Source organism: Romboutsia hominis, assembly GCF_900002575.1.
GTDB classification, from domain to species: domain Bacteria; phylum Bacillota; class Clostridia; order Peptostreptococcales; family Peptostreptococcaceae; genus Romboutsia_C; species Romboutsia_C hominis.
In genome coordinates, this window is the sequence record NZ_LN650648.1 from 2,133,514 (window position 1) to 2,151,414 (window position 17,901).

16 protein-coding genes and 1 other annotated feature are annotated in these 17,901 nt (G+C 28.7%); all 16 genes read right to left on the minus strand.

The features are described from left to right. Nucleotides 1–248: 248 nt before the first annotated feature. The 16 genes from FRIFI_RS10430 to topA all read right to left on the minus strand — a co-directional run bounded on the left by FRIFI_RS10430 (nt 249) and on the right by topA (nt 17,898). A complete protein-coding gene (locus tag FRIFI_RS10430) occupies nt 249–686 on the minus strand; it encodes a Fur family transcriptional regulator (protein ID WP_092924614.1) in 438 nt (145 codons plus the stop codon). An 85-nt stretch (nt 687–771) separates the two neighbouring features. After that, nucleotides 772–1,659: an LCP family protein gene (locus FRIFI_RS10435; protein WP_166505817.1), complete on the minus strand. Its 888-nt coding sequence runs from the start codon at nt 1,657–1,659 to the stop codon at nt 772–774. Between the two features lie 273 nt (nt 1,660–1,932). Beyond that, nucleotides 1,933–2,205: a DUF1292 domain-containing protein gene (locus FRIFI_RS10440; protein ID WP_092924610.1), complete on the minus strand. Its 273-nt coding sequence runs from the start codon at nt 2,203–2,205 to the stop codon at nt 1,933–1,935. Nucleotides 2,206–2,272: 67 nt separating this feature from the next. Further along, nucleotides 2,273–2,698, minus strand: a complete 426-nt coding sequence (gene ruvX / locus FRIFI_RS10445) for a Holliday junction resolvase RuvX (protein ID WP_092924608.1) — start codon at nt 2,696–2,698, stop codon at nt 2,273–2,275. A 53-nt stretch (nt 2,699–2,751) separates the two neighbouring features. Continuing rightward, nucleotides 2,752–4,929 (minus strand): hypothetical protein, encoded by a 2,178-nt coding sequence (locus tag FRIFI_RS10450; protein ID WP_092924606.1) that lies wholly within the window; start codon nt 4,927–4,929, stop codon nt 2,752–2,754. A 9-nt stretch (nt 4,930–4,938) separates the two neighbouring features. Further along, a complete protein-coding gene (locus FRIFI_RS10455) occupies nt 4,939–5,196 on the minus strand; it encodes an IreB family regulatory phosphoprotein (protein ID WP_092924604.1) in 258 nt (85 codons plus the stop codon). A 21-nt stretch (nt 5,197–5,217) separates the two neighbouring features. Then, nucleotides 5,218–7,863 (minus strand): alanine--tRNA ligase, encoded by a 2,646-nt coding sequence (gene alaS, locus FRIFI_RS10460; protein WP_166505818.1) that lies wholly within the window; start codon nt 7,861–7,863, stop codon nt 5,218–5,220. A 65-nt stretch (nt 7,864–7,928) separates the two neighbouring features. After that, nucleotides 7,929–8,145 (minus strand) — a binding site (T-box leader). A gap of 133 nt (nt 8,146–8,278) precedes the next feature. Continuing rightward, complete coding sequence (mnmA, locus tag FRIFI_RS10465) at nt 8,279–9,370, minus strand: tRNA 2-thiouridine(34) synthase MnmA (RefSeq protein WP_092924600.1); 1,092 nt, start codon at nt 9,368–9,370, stop codon at nt 8,279–8,281. 158 nt (nt 9,371–9,528) lie between these two features. Then, the gene (gene nifU / locus FRIFI_RS10470; RefSeq protein ID WP_092924598.1) at nt 9,529–9,984 is read right to left on the minus strand and encodes a Fe-S cluster assembly scaffold protein NifU; all 456 of its coding nucleotides are present in this window, start codon (nt 9,982–9,984) and stop codon (nt 9,529–9,531) included. Nucleotides 9,985–10,027: 43 nt separating this feature from the next. Continuing rightward, the gene (gene nifS, locus FRIFI_RS10475; protein WP_092924596.1) at nt 10,028–11,221 is read right to left on the minus strand and encodes a cysteine desulfurase NifS; all 1,194 of its coding nucleotides are present in this window, start codon (nt 11,219–11,221) and stop codon (nt 10,028–10,030) included. 17 nt (nt 11,222–11,238) lie between these two features. Further along, a complete protein-coding gene (locus FRIFI_RS10480; protein ID WP_092924594.1) occupies nt 11,239–11,685 on the minus strand; it encodes an RrF2 family transcriptional regulator in 447 nt (148 codons plus the stop codon). 245 nt (nt 11,686–11,930) lie between these two features. Then, nucleotides 11,931–12,464, minus strand: coding sequence for a VanZ family protein (locus FRIFI_RS10485; protein WP_166505819.1), 534 nt, complete (start codon nt 12,462–12,464; stop codon nt 11,931–11,933). A 174-nt stretch (nt 12,465–12,638) separates the two neighbouring features. Beyond that, nucleotides 12,639–13,409 carry a GNAT family N-acetyltransferase gene (locus tag FRIFI_RS10490; RefSeq protein ID WP_166505820.1) on the minus strand — a complete coding sequence of 257 codons (771 nt, stop codon included), beginning with the start codon at nt 13,407–13,409 and terminating at the stop codon, nt 12,639–12,641. A 115-nt stretch (nt 13,410–13,524) separates the two neighbouring features. After that, a complete protein-coding gene (locus FRIFI_RS10495) occupies nt 13,525–14,799 on the minus strand; it encodes a replication-associated recombination protein A (protein WP_092924588.1) in 1,275 nt (424 codons plus the stop codon). A 65-nt stretch (nt 14,800–14,864) separates the two neighbouring features. Then, complete coding sequence (gene codY, locus FRIFI_RS10500; RefSeq protein ID WP_092924586.1) at nt 14,865–15,650, minus strand: GTP-sensing pleiotropic transcriptional regulator CodY; 786 nt, start codon at nt 15,648–15,650, stop codon at nt 14,865–14,867. Nucleotides 15,651–15,789: 139 nt separating this feature from the next. Next, nucleotides 15,790–17,898: a type I DNA topoisomerase gene (gene topA, locus FRIFI_RS10505; protein WP_092924553.1), complete on the minus strand. Its 2,109-nt coding sequence runs from the start codon at nt 17,896–17,898 to the stop codon at nt 15,790–15,792. Nucleotides 17,899–17,901: the final 3 nt, after the last annotated feature.

Sequence of the window (17,901 nt, forward strand, 5' to 3'; positions counted from 1 at the left end):
TTCAATGTCCCTTCTATATTTTTTGTATCTTTAGAAAGCTTTACTATACTAATATTTATAATTTATATTATCGGCTTTTATCATCATATATTAAGTATGTTTTTATATATTTAACATGTTTTTATTTATATAGCTTATGTAGCTTTTATACATTATTAAGTAAACACATTTAATAAATATCCATAATCAAAAAGGCATCTATCTTTTGATAGATGCCTTTTTATCTAGTAAAAAATATAATTATATTTTTATTTAGAACAATCTTCACATAGTCCGTAAAACTTTAAATCATGATCCATTATTTCAAATTTGTATGTTTCTTGTATTTGTCTTTCGATTGAGTCTAGTAAATCTTCTTTAACCTCTATTATCTTTGAACAGTTTTTACATATTAAATGATGGTGATTATGGCTATCTTCTTTATCTAGGCATATTTCATATCTTATACATCCATCGTCTAAGTTAAGCTTTGATATAACCCCAACATCATCTAATAACTGCATAGTTCTATAAACTGTTGCTAATCCGATTTCAGGACAATCTACTCTAACTAAATCATATATTTCTTCACTGCTTAAATGTTTATCTGTATTTTTTATAAGTATTTCAACTATTGCTCTTCTTTGTGGTGTTATTTTAAATCCTGTTTCTTTTAATTTATCTTTTAATAACTCCATTGTATTCATATAATATCACCCTTATTTTCAATTGATAATCTTTATTAATTATTTTATTTGATAATGGCCATTTTGTCAATAATTTATAGACATTTTATTTGTTATATATAAAACCATTTAGAATTTTCAGATTTTCTTCTTTGTCCCACTTTATAACATACTTTTTACTTTCATTGCTTATACCTTCATCTCTATACTTTTCTACTGGAAACTCCAATTGCTTTATCTCATAATTAGCTAACTTTTGAGATATTAATGCTAATTTAAATATTTTATCAATAGATATATTTACATCTATATGTTTAACTACACTACTTATAACCTTTGGATAATCTTTTAAAGGTATATTAGTTAATTTGTTTGCTATATCAGTTAATATTTTTCTTTGTCTTTCATCTCGCTTATAAATGGTATCCATCTTCCTTATTCTTGCATAAGCAAGAGCTTGGTATCCATTTAATTTATTATTTCCTACTTTGTCTATATACTTTATATTACCCTCATTTTGAGAATTTAAATCATAACAGACTTCTATAGTTTTATTAAGGTATTCTATTTCTTTTTGACTAACGTCTACTTCTACCCCTCCTATAGTATCTACTATTTCTATAAATGATTTAAAATCTACTACTGCATAATCCTTTATATCTAAATTAAAATTATTATTTATTGTTTCTAAAAGTAGTTTTTCCTTACCATAAGCATATGCATGATTTAATTTTTCATATCCTATATTAGGTATATTAACTAATGTATCTCTGGCTAGGGACGTAAGCCTTAGAGCTTTATTTTTAGTATCTATAGTTAGTATTATCATACAATCAGACCTTGATGGTTTATTAGTATTTGAACTATCTGTCCCAATTAGAAGTATATTTTCAATATCATTTTTACTATTTTCTAAACTACTATTTTCTAATGAGTCAATCTTTTGTGTTATACAAATAAGTATTATAAAAAGACATAATATAAATTTTTTCATTATCATTACTCCTTATTCTTATTTGTAAATATTTTGCCTCACTATTATATTTTTACTCAAAAAATTTACTATGCTTAAGCGACGTATCGACGAAATATTTCATTTTACCAATTATATATCTTATCTAACTTATGTTTGCATCAATCTCTCAAACTAAGTATCAGTAAAATATTTTAAATTTTATATATTAAACTACTATAAATTATCCTAAAACTAAATAGTTTATAATACCTTAATATATAAAAAACTACCTATTGCTAGGTAGTCTTTTTATTATTCTTCGTCTTCGTCGAAGTTTAATCCTTCTTCTTCCATTAATGTGTTGTATACATCAACAACTATTTCATATTCTTTGTCATCTTCTAATGGAACTAATATTTCGCCTTCTTCATCTTGGTCAATTCTAAATACTAAAGCTTCTTCTGTTTCTTCTTCTAAAGGAACTAATATAGCATATTCTTTTCCTTCTGCTTCTAGTGTTAATATTATTTCAAAAGCACTTTCTTGGCCATTTTCATCGATTAAGTTTATTATATTTTCTTGCATGTTATCCACCTCTAATTCTATTTATTAACTATATTATATATCATAAACTAGTTAATTTATATATATTTTAAAAATTTCTTTGTCTATCTAAGTATCCTTGAAGTATTATTACAGCAGCTACCATATCTATAACACTTTTTCTATTTTCTCTTCTAACATTACCTTGTATAAGTGTTCTTTCTGCTGCTACTGTTGATAATCTTTCATCCCAGTATTCTATTGTTATTCCCGTTTCTTCTTGTAATAATTCACAAAACTTTATTACTTTTTCACCTTGTGGACCTAATGTTCCATTCATATTCTTAGGTAACCCTGAAACTATCTTAGTTACTTGTCTTTCTTTTATTATTTCTTTTAATGCTTCTATGTCTTTTTTCTTCCCTATTCTCTTTACTGTTTTAACTCCTTGTGCTGTAAGACCCATTAAGTCACTAACTGCAACTCCTATAGTCTTATCACCAACATCAAGTCCCATTATTCTTCCGTCTAGCATTTTTTTCTCCTTAAATTTTAAGATAGGTCAGGTTTTAACCTGACCTTTATGGTTTAATTTTTATTGTCTTCTTTGTTAAATATTATCATATTTATACTTATAATTATTATTGGTATAAGTATGTATATTGATGCAGTTGAAGCTGCTACTATTCCTGAGTCATTAACTAAAAGTGTAACTATACATCCTACCATAGATGCAATAAATCCTTTAAATAATATAGGATATTTCTTAGCTATGTCTCTAAAGTGTCTAGGTGGCTTAAATATAAACATAGCAATTATAAATATTCCTGCTAGTAATATATTAACCCATACACTAGTTTGAGCTAACTTCATATTCATTTGTATCTTTCTACCAAATGTTTGTAGTATAGCTCCTGGTCCATTTACTAGTATTTGATTTACAAATACAGATAAATGAGATTCACTTCCTGATACTACGTCTAATACTGCAAAGGCTACAACTACAGCTACTGCTGCTACTCCTAGTAATATAACCTTTTTAAAGTCTAATTTTACATCATATATAAGTAGTATAAATAATAAGTATGCTACTGATTCAGATATAGCACCACCAACGTTGGCTCCCATAGAAGGATATGCACTTGTTATTAGTATTACTATACTCATTAGGGCTACTAACCACTTAGGTATTTTTTTGTAATTTAGAAGCACTGCCATAGCAAATACAGCACTTGCTATTGTTACTCCTTCATATTCATTACCTATACCGTAGTATCTTGCACCTATTATAGCATCATAACTCATTATATTGTTTCTCATTAAATATGTTCCAAATACGGAGTCAATAACTATAACAATTATAGTTACTAAAGCAAAGAATCCCATTTGCTTTATATCATCTTTAAATAGCTTTCTACCTAATATATAAAGAATTAGTGTAGTAAGTACTATCCCAGCTGTTATAGTCATAGGTGTCTTAAAATTAAATACAGGTGCCAGAAGTAGTGCTAGTGGCATTATTATCCCTAATTTTATAAGCTCTTTTAATACATTAAATACTCGTTCTTTGTATGGTACATATTTTCTAAGTAATATAGCAATCATTCCTATTACCCAAGAAGCTGACACTATACCAACAAATGTATTTACTACATTTGCTCTTATGTCAGATACTGAAACCATTTTTACAAATTCATGTTGAATATAACCTATGTTATCATCCTTTTGAATTAATTCATAGCTTCTACCTACCATATTTTTATTTTTAAGTCCAAATTCATTTAAGATATCAACACCAACATCTATATTAGCAACTATTCCTTCTCTTCTAGTAGTTGCTGATGATAACAATCCTTTTTTATTTCCTTCAAACTTTATTATAGGAGATAATCTTCTTCTGTTTTTGTAGTCTAGATCATTTGGAAATGCACTACTTATATATACAACATCATTTTCTCCTACCATATTAAATACTTCTTTAAGGTATTTATTTATATTTTTAACTATATTTGCCTTCATACTTTTGTATGTATTATCATTTAAGAATAATCTATATTGATCTAATCTATATGTATCTCCTAAGTCAACAAATATAGCATCACTTTCATTGTAATATTTTTGAGTTTCTTTTATAAGTTTATTATAATCTGTTCTTATTCCATACGGCATAGATTCATCTTTTACATTAATATTATCAATGTTTCCACCATCTATTCTTCCGTACTCATCCATTGCAACTAAGCCTATATTTCTATTTTTTACAAGCTCTCCATTTTCAATCTTGTCACTATTTCCAAGAACTGCTGTTTTTAAATTATTTTCAGATAATGTTTGTCCAAGGGCACCTAGCATTGATCCATATTGGCCATATTCTATATTATCATTTATAGATTTATTTATATCTATATTGTTTATTGCCTTTGGTTCTTTACCTGTTACGGATTTAAAAACTTTTCCATTTTCTTTAGTTAACTCTTGAAAATCTATATACTCTTGTGCAGATACATTAACTCTTCCTCCTGCACCCATACTAGCATAAGATCTTCTATCATCAGTACCTCCATCGCCTCTTATATTCATAAGGGCAACATATCCCCTATTTTTTAATTCTTTTTTAAGAGTTGGTACACTTAGCATAGTATTTAAATTAGTTCTATTCATATTAATAAATATAACTTTGCCGTGTTCATCGGCAAAGCTATATTTTGGAATAGAAACTAGGAGTATCATTAATGTTATCAACACTGATACAACCTTTTTTTTCATAAGATTGACCTACTTTCTATTTAGATAATGTGTTATTACTTCCTCTAGTATTTCATCCCTTTCAAATCTCTTTATAACAGCCCTTGCATTGTTATGACTAGTTATATAACTAGAATCACCTGATAAGATATATCCTATTAATTGGTTTATAGGATTGTACCCCTTTTCAACTAGTGATTGATATACAAATTTTATTGTATCACTAATACTCATATTTTCAGATTCAAATCCTTCAAATTTCACAGTACTATCAAAATTATTATTCATGTTAAATCCCCCTTATTAAAATTATTTTATTTGAGATTTTACAACTTCACTAGCTCCATTTAATACTTCTTCTACTTTTTCTACATCTGGTGCACCAGCTTGAGCCATATTAGGTCTTCCTCCACCTTTTCCACCAGCTATAGCTGCTATAGATTTAACTATATTTCCAGAGTGTATTCCTTTATCTACTGCATCCTTAGTAGCAGTTACAACAAGATTTAACTTATCATCAGCTACATTTGCTAAAACAACAACTCCACTTTGTAATTTGTCTCTTAAGTTATCTGCTACTTCTTTTAAAGTATTCATATCCATTCCTTCGAATTTAGCAGTAACTAAGTTAACTCCATTTACATCAACCTTTGAATCAAGTACTGATTCTATTGATTGTAAACTCATCTTAGTTTTAACATCGTGTAATTCTTTAGCTAAGTTTTTGTTTTCTTCTAATAAAGCTACTACTCTTGTAGTTAAGCTATCTTCTTTAGTTTTTAAGCTTGAACAAACATTAGCTATTACATCTTCTTTTCCATTTAAGTAGTTGTAAACTGCCTTACCTGTTATAGCTTCTATTCTTCTAACTCCTGCAGCTACTCCACCTTCAGATAATATCTTAAACATTCCTATTTGAGAAGTGTTAGTTAAGTGAGTTCCTCCACAAAGTTCTATAGAATAATCTCCCATAGAAACAACTCTTACTTCATCACCATATTTTTCTCCAAATAAAGCCATAGCACCTTTATTTTTAGCATCTGTTATACTCATATTTTCACAAGTTATATCTAAAGCATCAAATATTATATCATTTACTTTTTCTTCTATAACTTTTATTTCCTCTTTAGTTATAGCTTCAAAATGAGTTACGTCAAATCTTAATCTATCTTCTGTAACTAAAGAACCTGCTTGATTAACATGTTCTCCTAATACTTCTTTTAATACTTTATGAAGTATGTGAGTAGCACTATGGTTTCTAGCACAAGCCATTCTTCTTTCTTTATCTACTTTAACAAATAAAGTTTCTCCTACATTTATTTTACCACTTCTTACAACAACTATGTGTTTTATAGTATTGTTTGGACCTTTTTTAGTATCAACAACATCTATTACGATATCTTCATTTTTATTAACTAAAGTACCTTTATCTCCTGCTTGACCTCCACCTTCTGGATAGAAAGTAGTTTTATCAAGTACTATTATAGCTTCATCACCTGCTTCAACACTTTCAACTATTTCATTATCCTTAACTATTGCCTTAACAGTAGCTTCTTCATTTAAGTTGTTATATCCTTCAAATGATGTGCATATAGACTTATCTAATTGAGATACTGCATCTTTTTCCCAAGCTACAGAGTCCATATTTCCTCTAGCATCTCTTGCTGCTTGTCTTTGCTTTTCCATTTCAGCATGGAATCCTTCTTCATCTATAGTCATATGTTCTTCTTCTAATATTTCTCTAGTTAAGTCAACAGGGAATCCATAAGTATCGTATAGTTTGAATGCATTTTCTCCACTTAATACTGTCTTTTCTTCTTTTCTTAAATCTTCCATATAAGAAGCTAATATTTCTATACCTTTATCTATAGTTTCATTAAACTTTTCTTCTTCTATTCTTATAACTTTTTGTACATAGTCTCTCTTTTCAACTAGCTCTGGGTAAGCTTCTCCACTTACTTTTATAACTTCGTCAACTAATTTATATAAGAATGATTCCTTCATTCCAAGTAATTTTCCATTACGAGCAGCTCTTCTAAGTAATCTTCTAAGAACGTATCCTCTTCCTTCATTTGATGGAAGTACACCATCTGATACTAAGAAACTAACACTTCTTATATGGTCAGTTATTATTCTTATAGATTTATCATTCTTAGCATCTTTTCCATAAGTTGTATTAGTTATTTTTTCAACAGAGTTTAATATATGCTTTATAGTATCGACTTCAAATATAGTGTCAACACCTTGCATTATACAAGCCATTCTTTCAAGACCCATACCTGTATCTATGTTTTTATGCTCAAGTGGGTTGTAGTTTCCATCTTCATCTTTGTTAAATTGAGAGAATACGTGATTCCAGAATTCTAAGTATCTATCACAATCACATCCTGGCTTACAATCTGGATTGTCACACCCATATTCAGGACCTCTATCAAAATGTATTTCTGAACAAGGACCACAAGCACCAGTACCTATTTCCCAGAAGTTATCTTCTTTACCAAGTCTAACTATTCTTTCTTTAGGTATACCTATTTCTTTTTCCCATATTTCGTAAGCTTCATCATCTTCTAAGTATACACTTACCCATATTTTATCTTGAGGTATGTTTAAATGTTCTGTAACAAATTCCCATCCCCACTTTAATGTTTCATGCTTAAAGTAATCTCCGAAAGAGAAGTTACCTAGCATTTCAAATAATGTAGCATGTCTAGCTGTAACACCTACATTTTCTATATCACCTGTTCTTATACATTTTTGACAAGTTGACATTCTCTTGCTTGGTGGTACTTCAGCACCTGTAAAGTAGTTTTTAAGCGGTGCCATACCTGCATTTATTAATAATAAACTTTTGTCATTTTGTGGAACTAGTGAATAACTTGGTTGCACTAAATGACCTTTAGATTCAAAGAAGTTTAAAAATTTACTTCTTATTTCATTTAATCCCATTGATTGCATTATTTTATCCTCCTTAATTATGTATTACAAATTTGCATATAAAAAAGCTCGCCACTATAACATAGTATAGGGGCGAGCTTATTCTCGCGGTACCACCCTACTTACTGAATATTCAGTATCTTCGGAAAACCTTAAGTTATAACGGAACTACCGTCGATTCATACTATTATTTCAAAATCGATACTCAAAGACTGCTTCAATTAATCTATCATAAGAACTCTCACCAATATTCTCTCTCTGTAAAGCTTCAATTAATTTACTATTTCTTTTCACTGCATTTAATATATTTGTTTTATTACATTATATTACTAAATTATGTTGAAATAATCAATAGTATTTTGCTACACATATAAATTTATATTCATATTGTTTCACAAATACTTGTAATTTTATCTTAGTTATTAATAAAATAGCTTTATAAAGCTAAGTCTATGATTCCTCCGCCAACTACAACATCACCGTTGTACATAACAACTGATTGACCTTTAGTTATAGCCCTTTGTGGCTCATCAAATACTATCTTTATAGCATCTTCTCCGTGCTTGTATACAGTAGCTGGTGATGGCTTAGCTGAATATCTAATTTTAGCTTCAACTCTTATAGGTTCGTCTTCTTTTACACCATCTATTGATATAAAGTTTACATCTTTAGCTATTAATACTTTATTAAATATATCTTCATTATCTCCAAGTACAACTGTATTTCTAACAGGGTCTATATCAACAACAAACATAGGCTTACCAAGCGCTATTCCTAGACCTTTTCTTTGACCTATAGTATAGTTTATTATACCTTTGTGTTTTCCTAATACATTTCCTTTAGTATCTACAAAGAATCCTTCTTCAATTCTTTTTTTAGAATGTTTTTTAACATATCCAGCATAATCATTGTCTTTAACAAAGCATATTTCTTGACTATCTGGCTTATTGTGAACATCCATGCCCATTTCTTTTGCTATTTCTCTAACTCTATCCTTTTCATAATCTCCTATAGGAAGTAAAGTATGTTCTAACTGTTCTTGAGTTAGGTTGTATAAAGCATAAGTTTGGTCTTTTTTATCCGTAACTGATTTTTTAAGTAAAAATCTTCCATTTTCTTCATCTTTTTCTATTTTCGCATAATGTCCTGTAGCTACATAATCACACCCTATTTGACGAGCTTTTCTAAAGAAGTCATCAAACTTTATGTGCTTATTACAAGCTATACAAGGATTAGGAGTTCTTCCATTTAAGTATTCATCTATAAATGGTTCTATAACTTTTTCCTTAAATACATCACTAAAGTTTAATACATAAAAAGGTATACCTATCTTGTCAGCAACTTTTCTAGCATCTTCAACAGCTGCTAATGAACAACATCCACCTTCATTTTCTATAAGTTCATCATCATCATCTTGCCATAGTTTCATAGTAACACCTATTACATCATATCCTTGCTTTTTTAAAAGATATGCTGCAACAGAGCTATCTACTCCACCACTCATACCGATCATAACTCTTTTTTTCATAACGTCACCTTCTTTTGTTAATTACATTTATCTCTTTATTATATATATTTTTATAACTTTTTAAAAGGATAATAGCATAATTTTTCAATATATAAAATATAATATCCCTTTTAAGTATTAACTTAAAAGGGATATTATATCATCTATTACTTAATAAATTACATTTCTTCCTCTTCTATATCATGGTGATGATCATGATCATCATCTATAACAACACCATCTAATTCTGGTATGTGTATATTGTGCTTTTTAGAATAATCTATTAAAGCTGATTTTATAGCTTGTTCAGCAAGTACTGAGCAGTGCATTTTAACTGGTGGTAAACCATCTAGCGCTTCAGCAACAGCTTTGTTTGTTACTGCTAATGCTTCATGTATAGTTTTTCCTTTTACCATTTCTGTAGCCATTGATGAACTAGCTATTGCAGATCCACATCCAAAAGTTTTAAATTTAACGTCTTTTATAACTTTTGTATCTTCATCTATATCAAGATATATTCTCATTATATCTCCACATTTAGCGTTTCCTACTTCACCTATTCCACTAGCATTTTCTATTTCTCCTATATTTCTTGGATTCATGAAATGATCCATAACTTTTTCACTATATTGCATGATGTTATCCTCCTTTAATTTTATATATTAAATCTTCCCGATATTATTTGTCTTTGTTTTCTTTTATAAATTTATCATATAGAGGTGACATACTTCTTAGTCTCTCTATAACTTTTGGTAATTGTTCTATTATATAATCTATATCTTCTTCAGTTGTAAAGTCTCCTATAGATAATCTTAAAGAACCATGAGCTATTTCATGAGGTAATCCTATAGCCATTAAAACATGTGATGGATCTAATGAACCTGATGTACATGCAGAACCACTTGATGCAGCTATACCTAACATGTCTAGCATTAATAGTATTCCTTCTCCTTCTATAAATTCAAATGAGAAGTTAACATTTCCTGGTAATCTATGTTCCATACTTCCGTTAACTCTTGTGTATGGTATATTTTCAAGTATTCCATCTATTAATCTTTTTCTTAATGCAGTAAGTCTTTCTATATGGTTATCCATATTTTCTTTAGCCATTTCTGCTGCTTTTCCATATCCAACTATTGCAGGTATATTTTCAGTACCAGCTCTTCTTCTTCTTTCTTGTGCTCCACCGTGTACAAATGAATGTAACTTTGTTCCAGTTTTGATGTATAAAGCACCTATTCCTTTAGGTCCATATATCTTGTGAGAAGACATACTCATTAAGTCTATATTTAATTCTTTAACATCTATATTAATATTTCCAGCTGCTTGAACTGCATCTGTGTGGAATATTATATTATGTTTTTTAGCTATTTCACCTATTTCTTTTATAGGTTGTATAGTTCCTATTTCGTTATTTGCAAACATTATAGTTATTAATATTGTAGTGTCTTTTATAGCTTTTTCTAATTCATCTAATTTAACTCTACCTTCAGCATCAACATCTAGGTAAGTTACTTCAAATCCATGATATTTTTCTAAGTATTCGCATACATGAAGTATACCATGGTGTTCTATTTTAGATGTTATTATGTGGTTTCCTTTATGTTTATTAGAGAAAGCAACTCCTTCTATTGCCCAGTTATCACTTTCTGTTCCACCAGCTGTAAAGTATATTTCATTTGGTTTTGCATTTATAAGGTTTGCTACTTGCCCTCTAGCTTTATCTAATGCAGCTTTTGCTTCTCTTCCGAATGTATGAAAACTAGATGCATTCCCAAAATAATCTGTTAAATAAGGCATCATTTCATCTAGTACTTCTTTTTTAACAGGTGTTGTAGCTGAATAATCCATATATAATCTTCTTTTTTCCATTTTGTATTCGCTCCAATCTACTTTAATAAATTTGTTATATCACAGTCTAATTTGTTTTTGTTGTAATCATCTATCATGTCTTGAAGGTTTATAGCATTTATTACATCCTCTATTCCCTTCTTTAATTTTTCCCAAACGACTTTTGTAACGCATATATTTGAATTTTCACAAATATCCTCATCTATAACACAATCTGAAATTGATATAGGTCCTTCTAGCACTACTAAAATATCCCCTACTTTTATTTCTTCAGGTTTTTTAGCTAGCAAATATCCACCTTGTGCACCTCTTACACTTTTAACAAGTCCAGATTTCTTAAGTGATGAAAATATCTGCTCTAAATATTGTTCTGATATATTTTGTTTTTTAGCTATATATTTTAATGGAACTGGTCCATTCTCTTCATTTAGAGATAATTCAAACATAGCTTTAAGCCCATATCTACCTTTAGTTGATAGTTTCATATATTATCACCCTTTACTCAATTACAATTCATAGTAATTTACTAGGTTTTATCTTCAATATTATTTTATTATATCCTAGTAATTTTGTCAACATTAAATTCATACTAATTTACTAGGTTTTATTTTTTCACATTCACTAATTAAAATGCTTTATTTATACTATATATATACCACCTTTTTTATAGCGTAAACATATTATTTTTTTAATTTTTCTAAATATTTTTTATAAGTAAAAAAGACCGTATTTAAACAGTCTCTTTATAATTACTTTTTTTGAATAGGAAATTAAAAAATCCTCTTATTCCATTAAACATAACTATTATTACAACCAGTATTATTATTCCAGTAATAGCTCCACTTGAATCTATAAATACATCCTTTATACTTCCAACTCTTCCAGCTACTGATAGTTGTCTCATTTCATCGTAATAAGCATATAAAGCACTTATTATAAATGCTAGTGTAGCTGATATAAATACTCTTTTAGTAAATACATAAAGCATTAAACATAAAGAAATGCCAATACATGCATATATACTGAAATGAGCTAATTTTCTAACTATATAACTTTTGCTTCCATATCTTTTCAAAACATTAAATACTTTATCTTTTATACTTATTAACTTACTATCTTTTAGAGTAACCTCTTGTCTTACTTCATCAACTATTTTAACAACTTTATCTGATTGTATTTTAGATACATTACCTTCTTGGCTTGAAAAATAATACATAGTTCCCATTGCTAAAATAACTAATACTAAGCAAATTATTTTTTTCATGGTAGTATCACCTCTTTTATATTTAATGATTATACATTATATAATTATACAAGTCCAATTTTTACAAAAAATATATCCTATAATACTCACTAAATAATAAAGTTTTTTCTTAAACTTTAGTCATGTCTATATTGTTTGAATATAAAATAGGGTATCTCCCAATAAGAGGACACCCTAAGCATAATAAATACTCCATTTTCCTATTTCTTTAAATCCTAATTTTCTATATATCTTTCCTGCTTCTTCATTATCATAAAATAAACACGGAATTTTTCCTTCTTCTAATAATTCTCTGCATAACTTGCTTATACATACAGTTGCATAACCTTTATTTCTGTAATTTGGATGAGTCCCTACACCAACTATAAGTCCATATTTTTGGCTTTCTAATGTACTCTTTGCCATAGCAACAACTTGTTTATCACATGGTATATAATAACCCCTTCCAGTTTTTAGAAGATTTTTTATGTTTTCTACTGTAGTGTTTTCAAATTCTTCTATAACTTCATATAATTTTACCACTTTACCTATATTACCAAATCTAATCTTTTTTACATTTGAACTTCTCATTGTATTTTCTAAATTTTTGGTTGTAAGTAACTTACAAAAACTAACTATTCTTTTTCTATTGATATTTAAATTATTTTCAAATTTTTCTAAACATGCTGTTTTACCACTTATTTCAGTATAATCTAATTTGTCTATAAAGTTAGAAAATCTCTTTACATTAAATTTAGAATGAGAATAAAATGTTAAAAAATCTAAATATTTAACTAATACTCCTTCTATATTGCCACTTCTATCTATATCTGCCCATACACTAAAAAAACTATTATCATATCCAAATCTTTCAATATCCCCAACTATAAATAAATTAAATTCAGGTTCCTTGCTTAAATAATCAACTACCTTCTTATGATATTTTTCATCTATTTTCAAAATCATATACTTCCCCCTGATATAAAAATCAATATATATATGAAAACTACCCTTATAATATTTTTATTATCAATAGTGGTTTTTATGATAATTTTATAATTGTTAATATATCTCCTTCTTATTAACCTTTATTTTTTAAATTTTCCCAATAAGCTTTAAAAGCCATCTCATTTTTATTTTTACCTGGATTGTAATATTTTTTATCTTTTATAAGTTCTGGCATGTATTGCTGACTTACATAATTATTTTCATAATTATGAGGGTATTTATAGTCTATACCTCTACCTAGATTTTTAGCACCACTATAGTGTGCATCTTTTAAGTGGACTGGTATATCTCCAACTTCTATATTATCTAAATCATATATAGCTGATTGTATAGCAGCGTATGTAGAATTAGACTTAGGACAATTTGCTAGATATATTGTAGCTTGTGCTAAAGGCAATTGTGCTTCTGGAAACCCTAGTTGATTTGCTGCGTTGACACAAGCCTCAACTATAGTTATAGCTTGGGGTACAGCTAGTCCTACATCTTCACATGCAATACACAAAAGCCTCCTAGTTATACTATTTAAGTCTCCTGCCTTTATAAGCCTTGCTAGATAATGTATAGATGCATCTATATCAGAACCTCTTATAGACTTATGAAATGCAGACAATATTGAGTAGCTATCATCTCCTTTATTGTCATAATTAAGTATCTTAACAGAAGAACATTCTATTGTATTATCTAGAGTTATGTTAATTTCATCAGAATTACTATCAATGCTAACATTAAATACAAGTTCTAATTTGTTTAAAGCACTTCTCATATCACCATTGCAAGTTTCTGCTATATATCTTATAGCCTTTTCTTCAACTTTTATTGTTTTGCTTTTATAGAGATTTCTTAATTTTTCTATTGAATTCATAAGGCCTATAAATATATCTTGTGAATTTATTTGTTTAAACTCAAATACTGAACATCTACTAAGTATTGCTTTATATATAGCAAAGTATGGGTTATCTGCTGTACTTGCTATTAAAGTTACTGATCCTTCCTCTATAACTTCTAGTAATGATTGTTGTTGTTTTTTATTTAGAGCTTGTATCTCATCTAACATTAAAATTATACCATTATAAGAAAATAGGTCTCTTTTAGTGGCCTCTATTACTTCTTTTATTTCTTTGACACCGCAGTTTACAGCATTTAGTTTTATATACTTTTTTCCTGTTGCGTTTGCTATTATGTTTGCTAAGGTAGTTTTACCTGTTCCTGGAGGGCCATATAAAATCATATTTGGTATAGTTTTATTTTGTATTAATTTATTTAATATTTTCCCTTTTCCTATTATGTGAGATTGCCCCACCATATCATCTATACTTTGAGGTCTAAATCTATCTGCTAACGGTTGCATATTACCTCCTAATATACTTGTATTAAATAAAGGTACCTATAAACATTTATAGATACCTTTTATTATTAGTAATTTGATTTTAATTTCTTTAATTCTTCTATAAGCTTGTCATTAAGTATTTTTATATGTGTCCCCTTCATACCTAACGATCTAGATTCTATTACTCCAGCACTTTCAAATTTTCTAAGTGCATTTACTATAACTGATCTTGTTATACCAACTCTATCAGCTATTTTACTAGCTACTAATAAACCTTCTTTGCCATCTAATTCTTCAAATATATGCTCTACAGCTTCAAGTTCTGAATAAGATAAAGTGCCTATAGCCATTTGTACTACCGCTTTCTTTCTCATTTCAACTTCTAATTCTTCACCTATAGCTCTTAATATTTCAAGACCTACAACTGTTGCACTATACTCTGCTATAACTAGATCATCATCATTAAACTCTTTATCATACCTCGATATAAGTAGTGTACCTAATCTTTGTCCACTTCCTAATATAGGAACTATTGTATTATATTTTTGTGCTCTTTCTGCTTCTAGAGGGAAGAACTCTAATAATTTTTCTCCTGTTAAGTTCTCTAATGTATCAGATACTTTTAGCATATTTTTAGTATACTCTTCTGGGAATTTTTTTTGTCTTGTCCCCTCTTCTTCTACTACCGAACTATCTTTTTCATCATTTAGGAATAAGCCTAATACTTTACCTTTAGAGCTTAGTATGTATATATTTGCACTTAACACCTCACCTAATGCTCCAGCTAATAAGTCAAAAGAAACATTACTGCCACCACTTGTTTGTAACGTTTTATTTATCCTTCTAGTTTTTTGTAATACTTCACTCGCCATTATAATTCATCTCCTCATGAAAATCAGCCTTTTCAGCTTTTCCCTATTCATCTATCTAAATTTTTATTCTTAATACGCATTATGCAATAGAATATTATCACAAAATCAAACCTTTTTCAATATAATAGGCCTTATTTTTCTAATTTTCGCTATTTTCATTCACTGGTTTTATATTATCGTTTTCTTTATTATTTAAATTCTTACAATCTTTATTAGAACATACAACTTTAGTTTCACCCTTTGTGACCTTTTCTACCATATATGACCCACATTCTGAACATAATTCTCCTGTTGGTTTATTCCATGCTACAAAGTCACACTCTGGATACCTAGAACAACCATAAAATGCTTTCCCTCTTTTAGATTTTCTAAGAATGATATCTCCTTCATGACACTTAGGACATTTTACGCCTATTTTATTAACTAGTGGTTTTGTCGTTTTACATTCCGGATAGTTTTTACATGCTATAAACTTTCCAAATCTACCGTATTTTATAAACATCTTTTCTCCACAGTTTTCACATACTTCATCTGTTTCCTCATCCATGTTTATTTTTTCTATACTTTCTTTAGCTATTTCTATAGCTTCTTTTAGTGGTTCATATGATTCTCTAACTACATCTTTCCACTTCATATGACCTTCTTCTATTTCATCTAGCTTACTCTCCATTTGAGCAGTAAAATCAGCATCTATAAACTTTTGGAAGTTTTTTTCTAGTATATCTGTGACTATTATCCCTAATTCTGTAGGATGTAAACTTGTACCTTGTTTTTCAACATATTCTCTATTTAGTATAGTTGCTATAGTAGGCGCATATGTACTTGGTCTACCTATACCTAACTCTTCTAAAGTCTTTACTAAACTTGCCTCTGTAAATCTAGCAGGTGGCTGAGTAAAGTGTTGAGTTGGTATTATATCTTCTATATCTAATATGTCACCTTCATTTATAGTTGGTAATATTTTATCTTCTCTGTCAGTAAAATTATATATTTTTGTATATCCATCAAATTTTAATTTTGATCCTGTAGCTTTAAATATATAATCATCTATCTTACACTCTACATTTAATATATCAAATACAGAGTCTTCCATTTGACTTGCAACAAATCTTCTCCATATTAAGTTATATAACTTAAATTGATCTTTAGTAAGATATTCTTTTATACTATTTGGAGTCTTTTCTACATATGTAGGTCTTATAGCTTCATGTGCATCCTGAACTTTTTTACTTTCTTTTTTATCTTTCTTGTCTTCTACATTTTTATAGTAGTTTTCTCCTATTTCACCTAGGATATAATCCTTAGCCTTTTCTTTAGCTTCTTCTGATATTCTCTTAGAATCTGTTCTTATATATGATATAAGACCGACAGTTTCTTTTTCTATATCTATACCTTCATACAACTCTTGTGCTATACTCATAGTTTTTTTAGTTGTAAAAGATAGTTTATTTGCAGCTTCTTGTTGAAGCATACTAGTAGTAAATGGCTTTGGCGCTGATTTTCTTCTACTCTTAGATTCTATTGATACTACATTCAATTTCTTACCTTTTATATCATCTAAGATGTTATTTATCATCTCTTCATTTTCAATTTCTATCTTCTCATTTTTCTTTGAATGAAATTTTAAATTAATATCTTCATTTTTTTCTGTTTTTGCATTTAGCTCTAATGTCCAATATTCTTTTGGTATAAATGCATTTATTTCTTTTTCTCTGTCGCATATTAATTTTGTCGTTACTGATTGAACTCTACCTGCACTAAGACCTTTTCTTATTTTTTGCCAAAGTATTGGGCTTATTTGATAACCCAAAAGCCTATCTAAAACCCTTCTAGCTTGTTGTGCATCTACTAGACTTAAGTCAATATTTCTAGGACTCTTTATAGCTTTTTTTATTGCATCTTTAGTTATCTCATTAAATTCTATTCTACACTGTTCATTTTCATCTAGATTTAATATATGAGCTAAATGCCAAGATATAGCTTCACCCTCTCTATCAGGGTCGGTTGCTAAATATACTTTCTTAGATTTTTTAGCTTCCTTTTTAAGTTCCTTTATTACGTCGCCTTTTCCTCTTATATTTATATATTGAGGATCAAAGTCATTTTCTATATCTACACCTAATTTACTTTTAGGTAAATCTCTTACATGACCGACCGAAGCTTTTACTGTATAATGGCTCTTCCCTAAAAATTTCTCTATCGTTTTAGCTTTAGCAGGCGACTCAACGATGACTAATGTTTTGGCCATAAC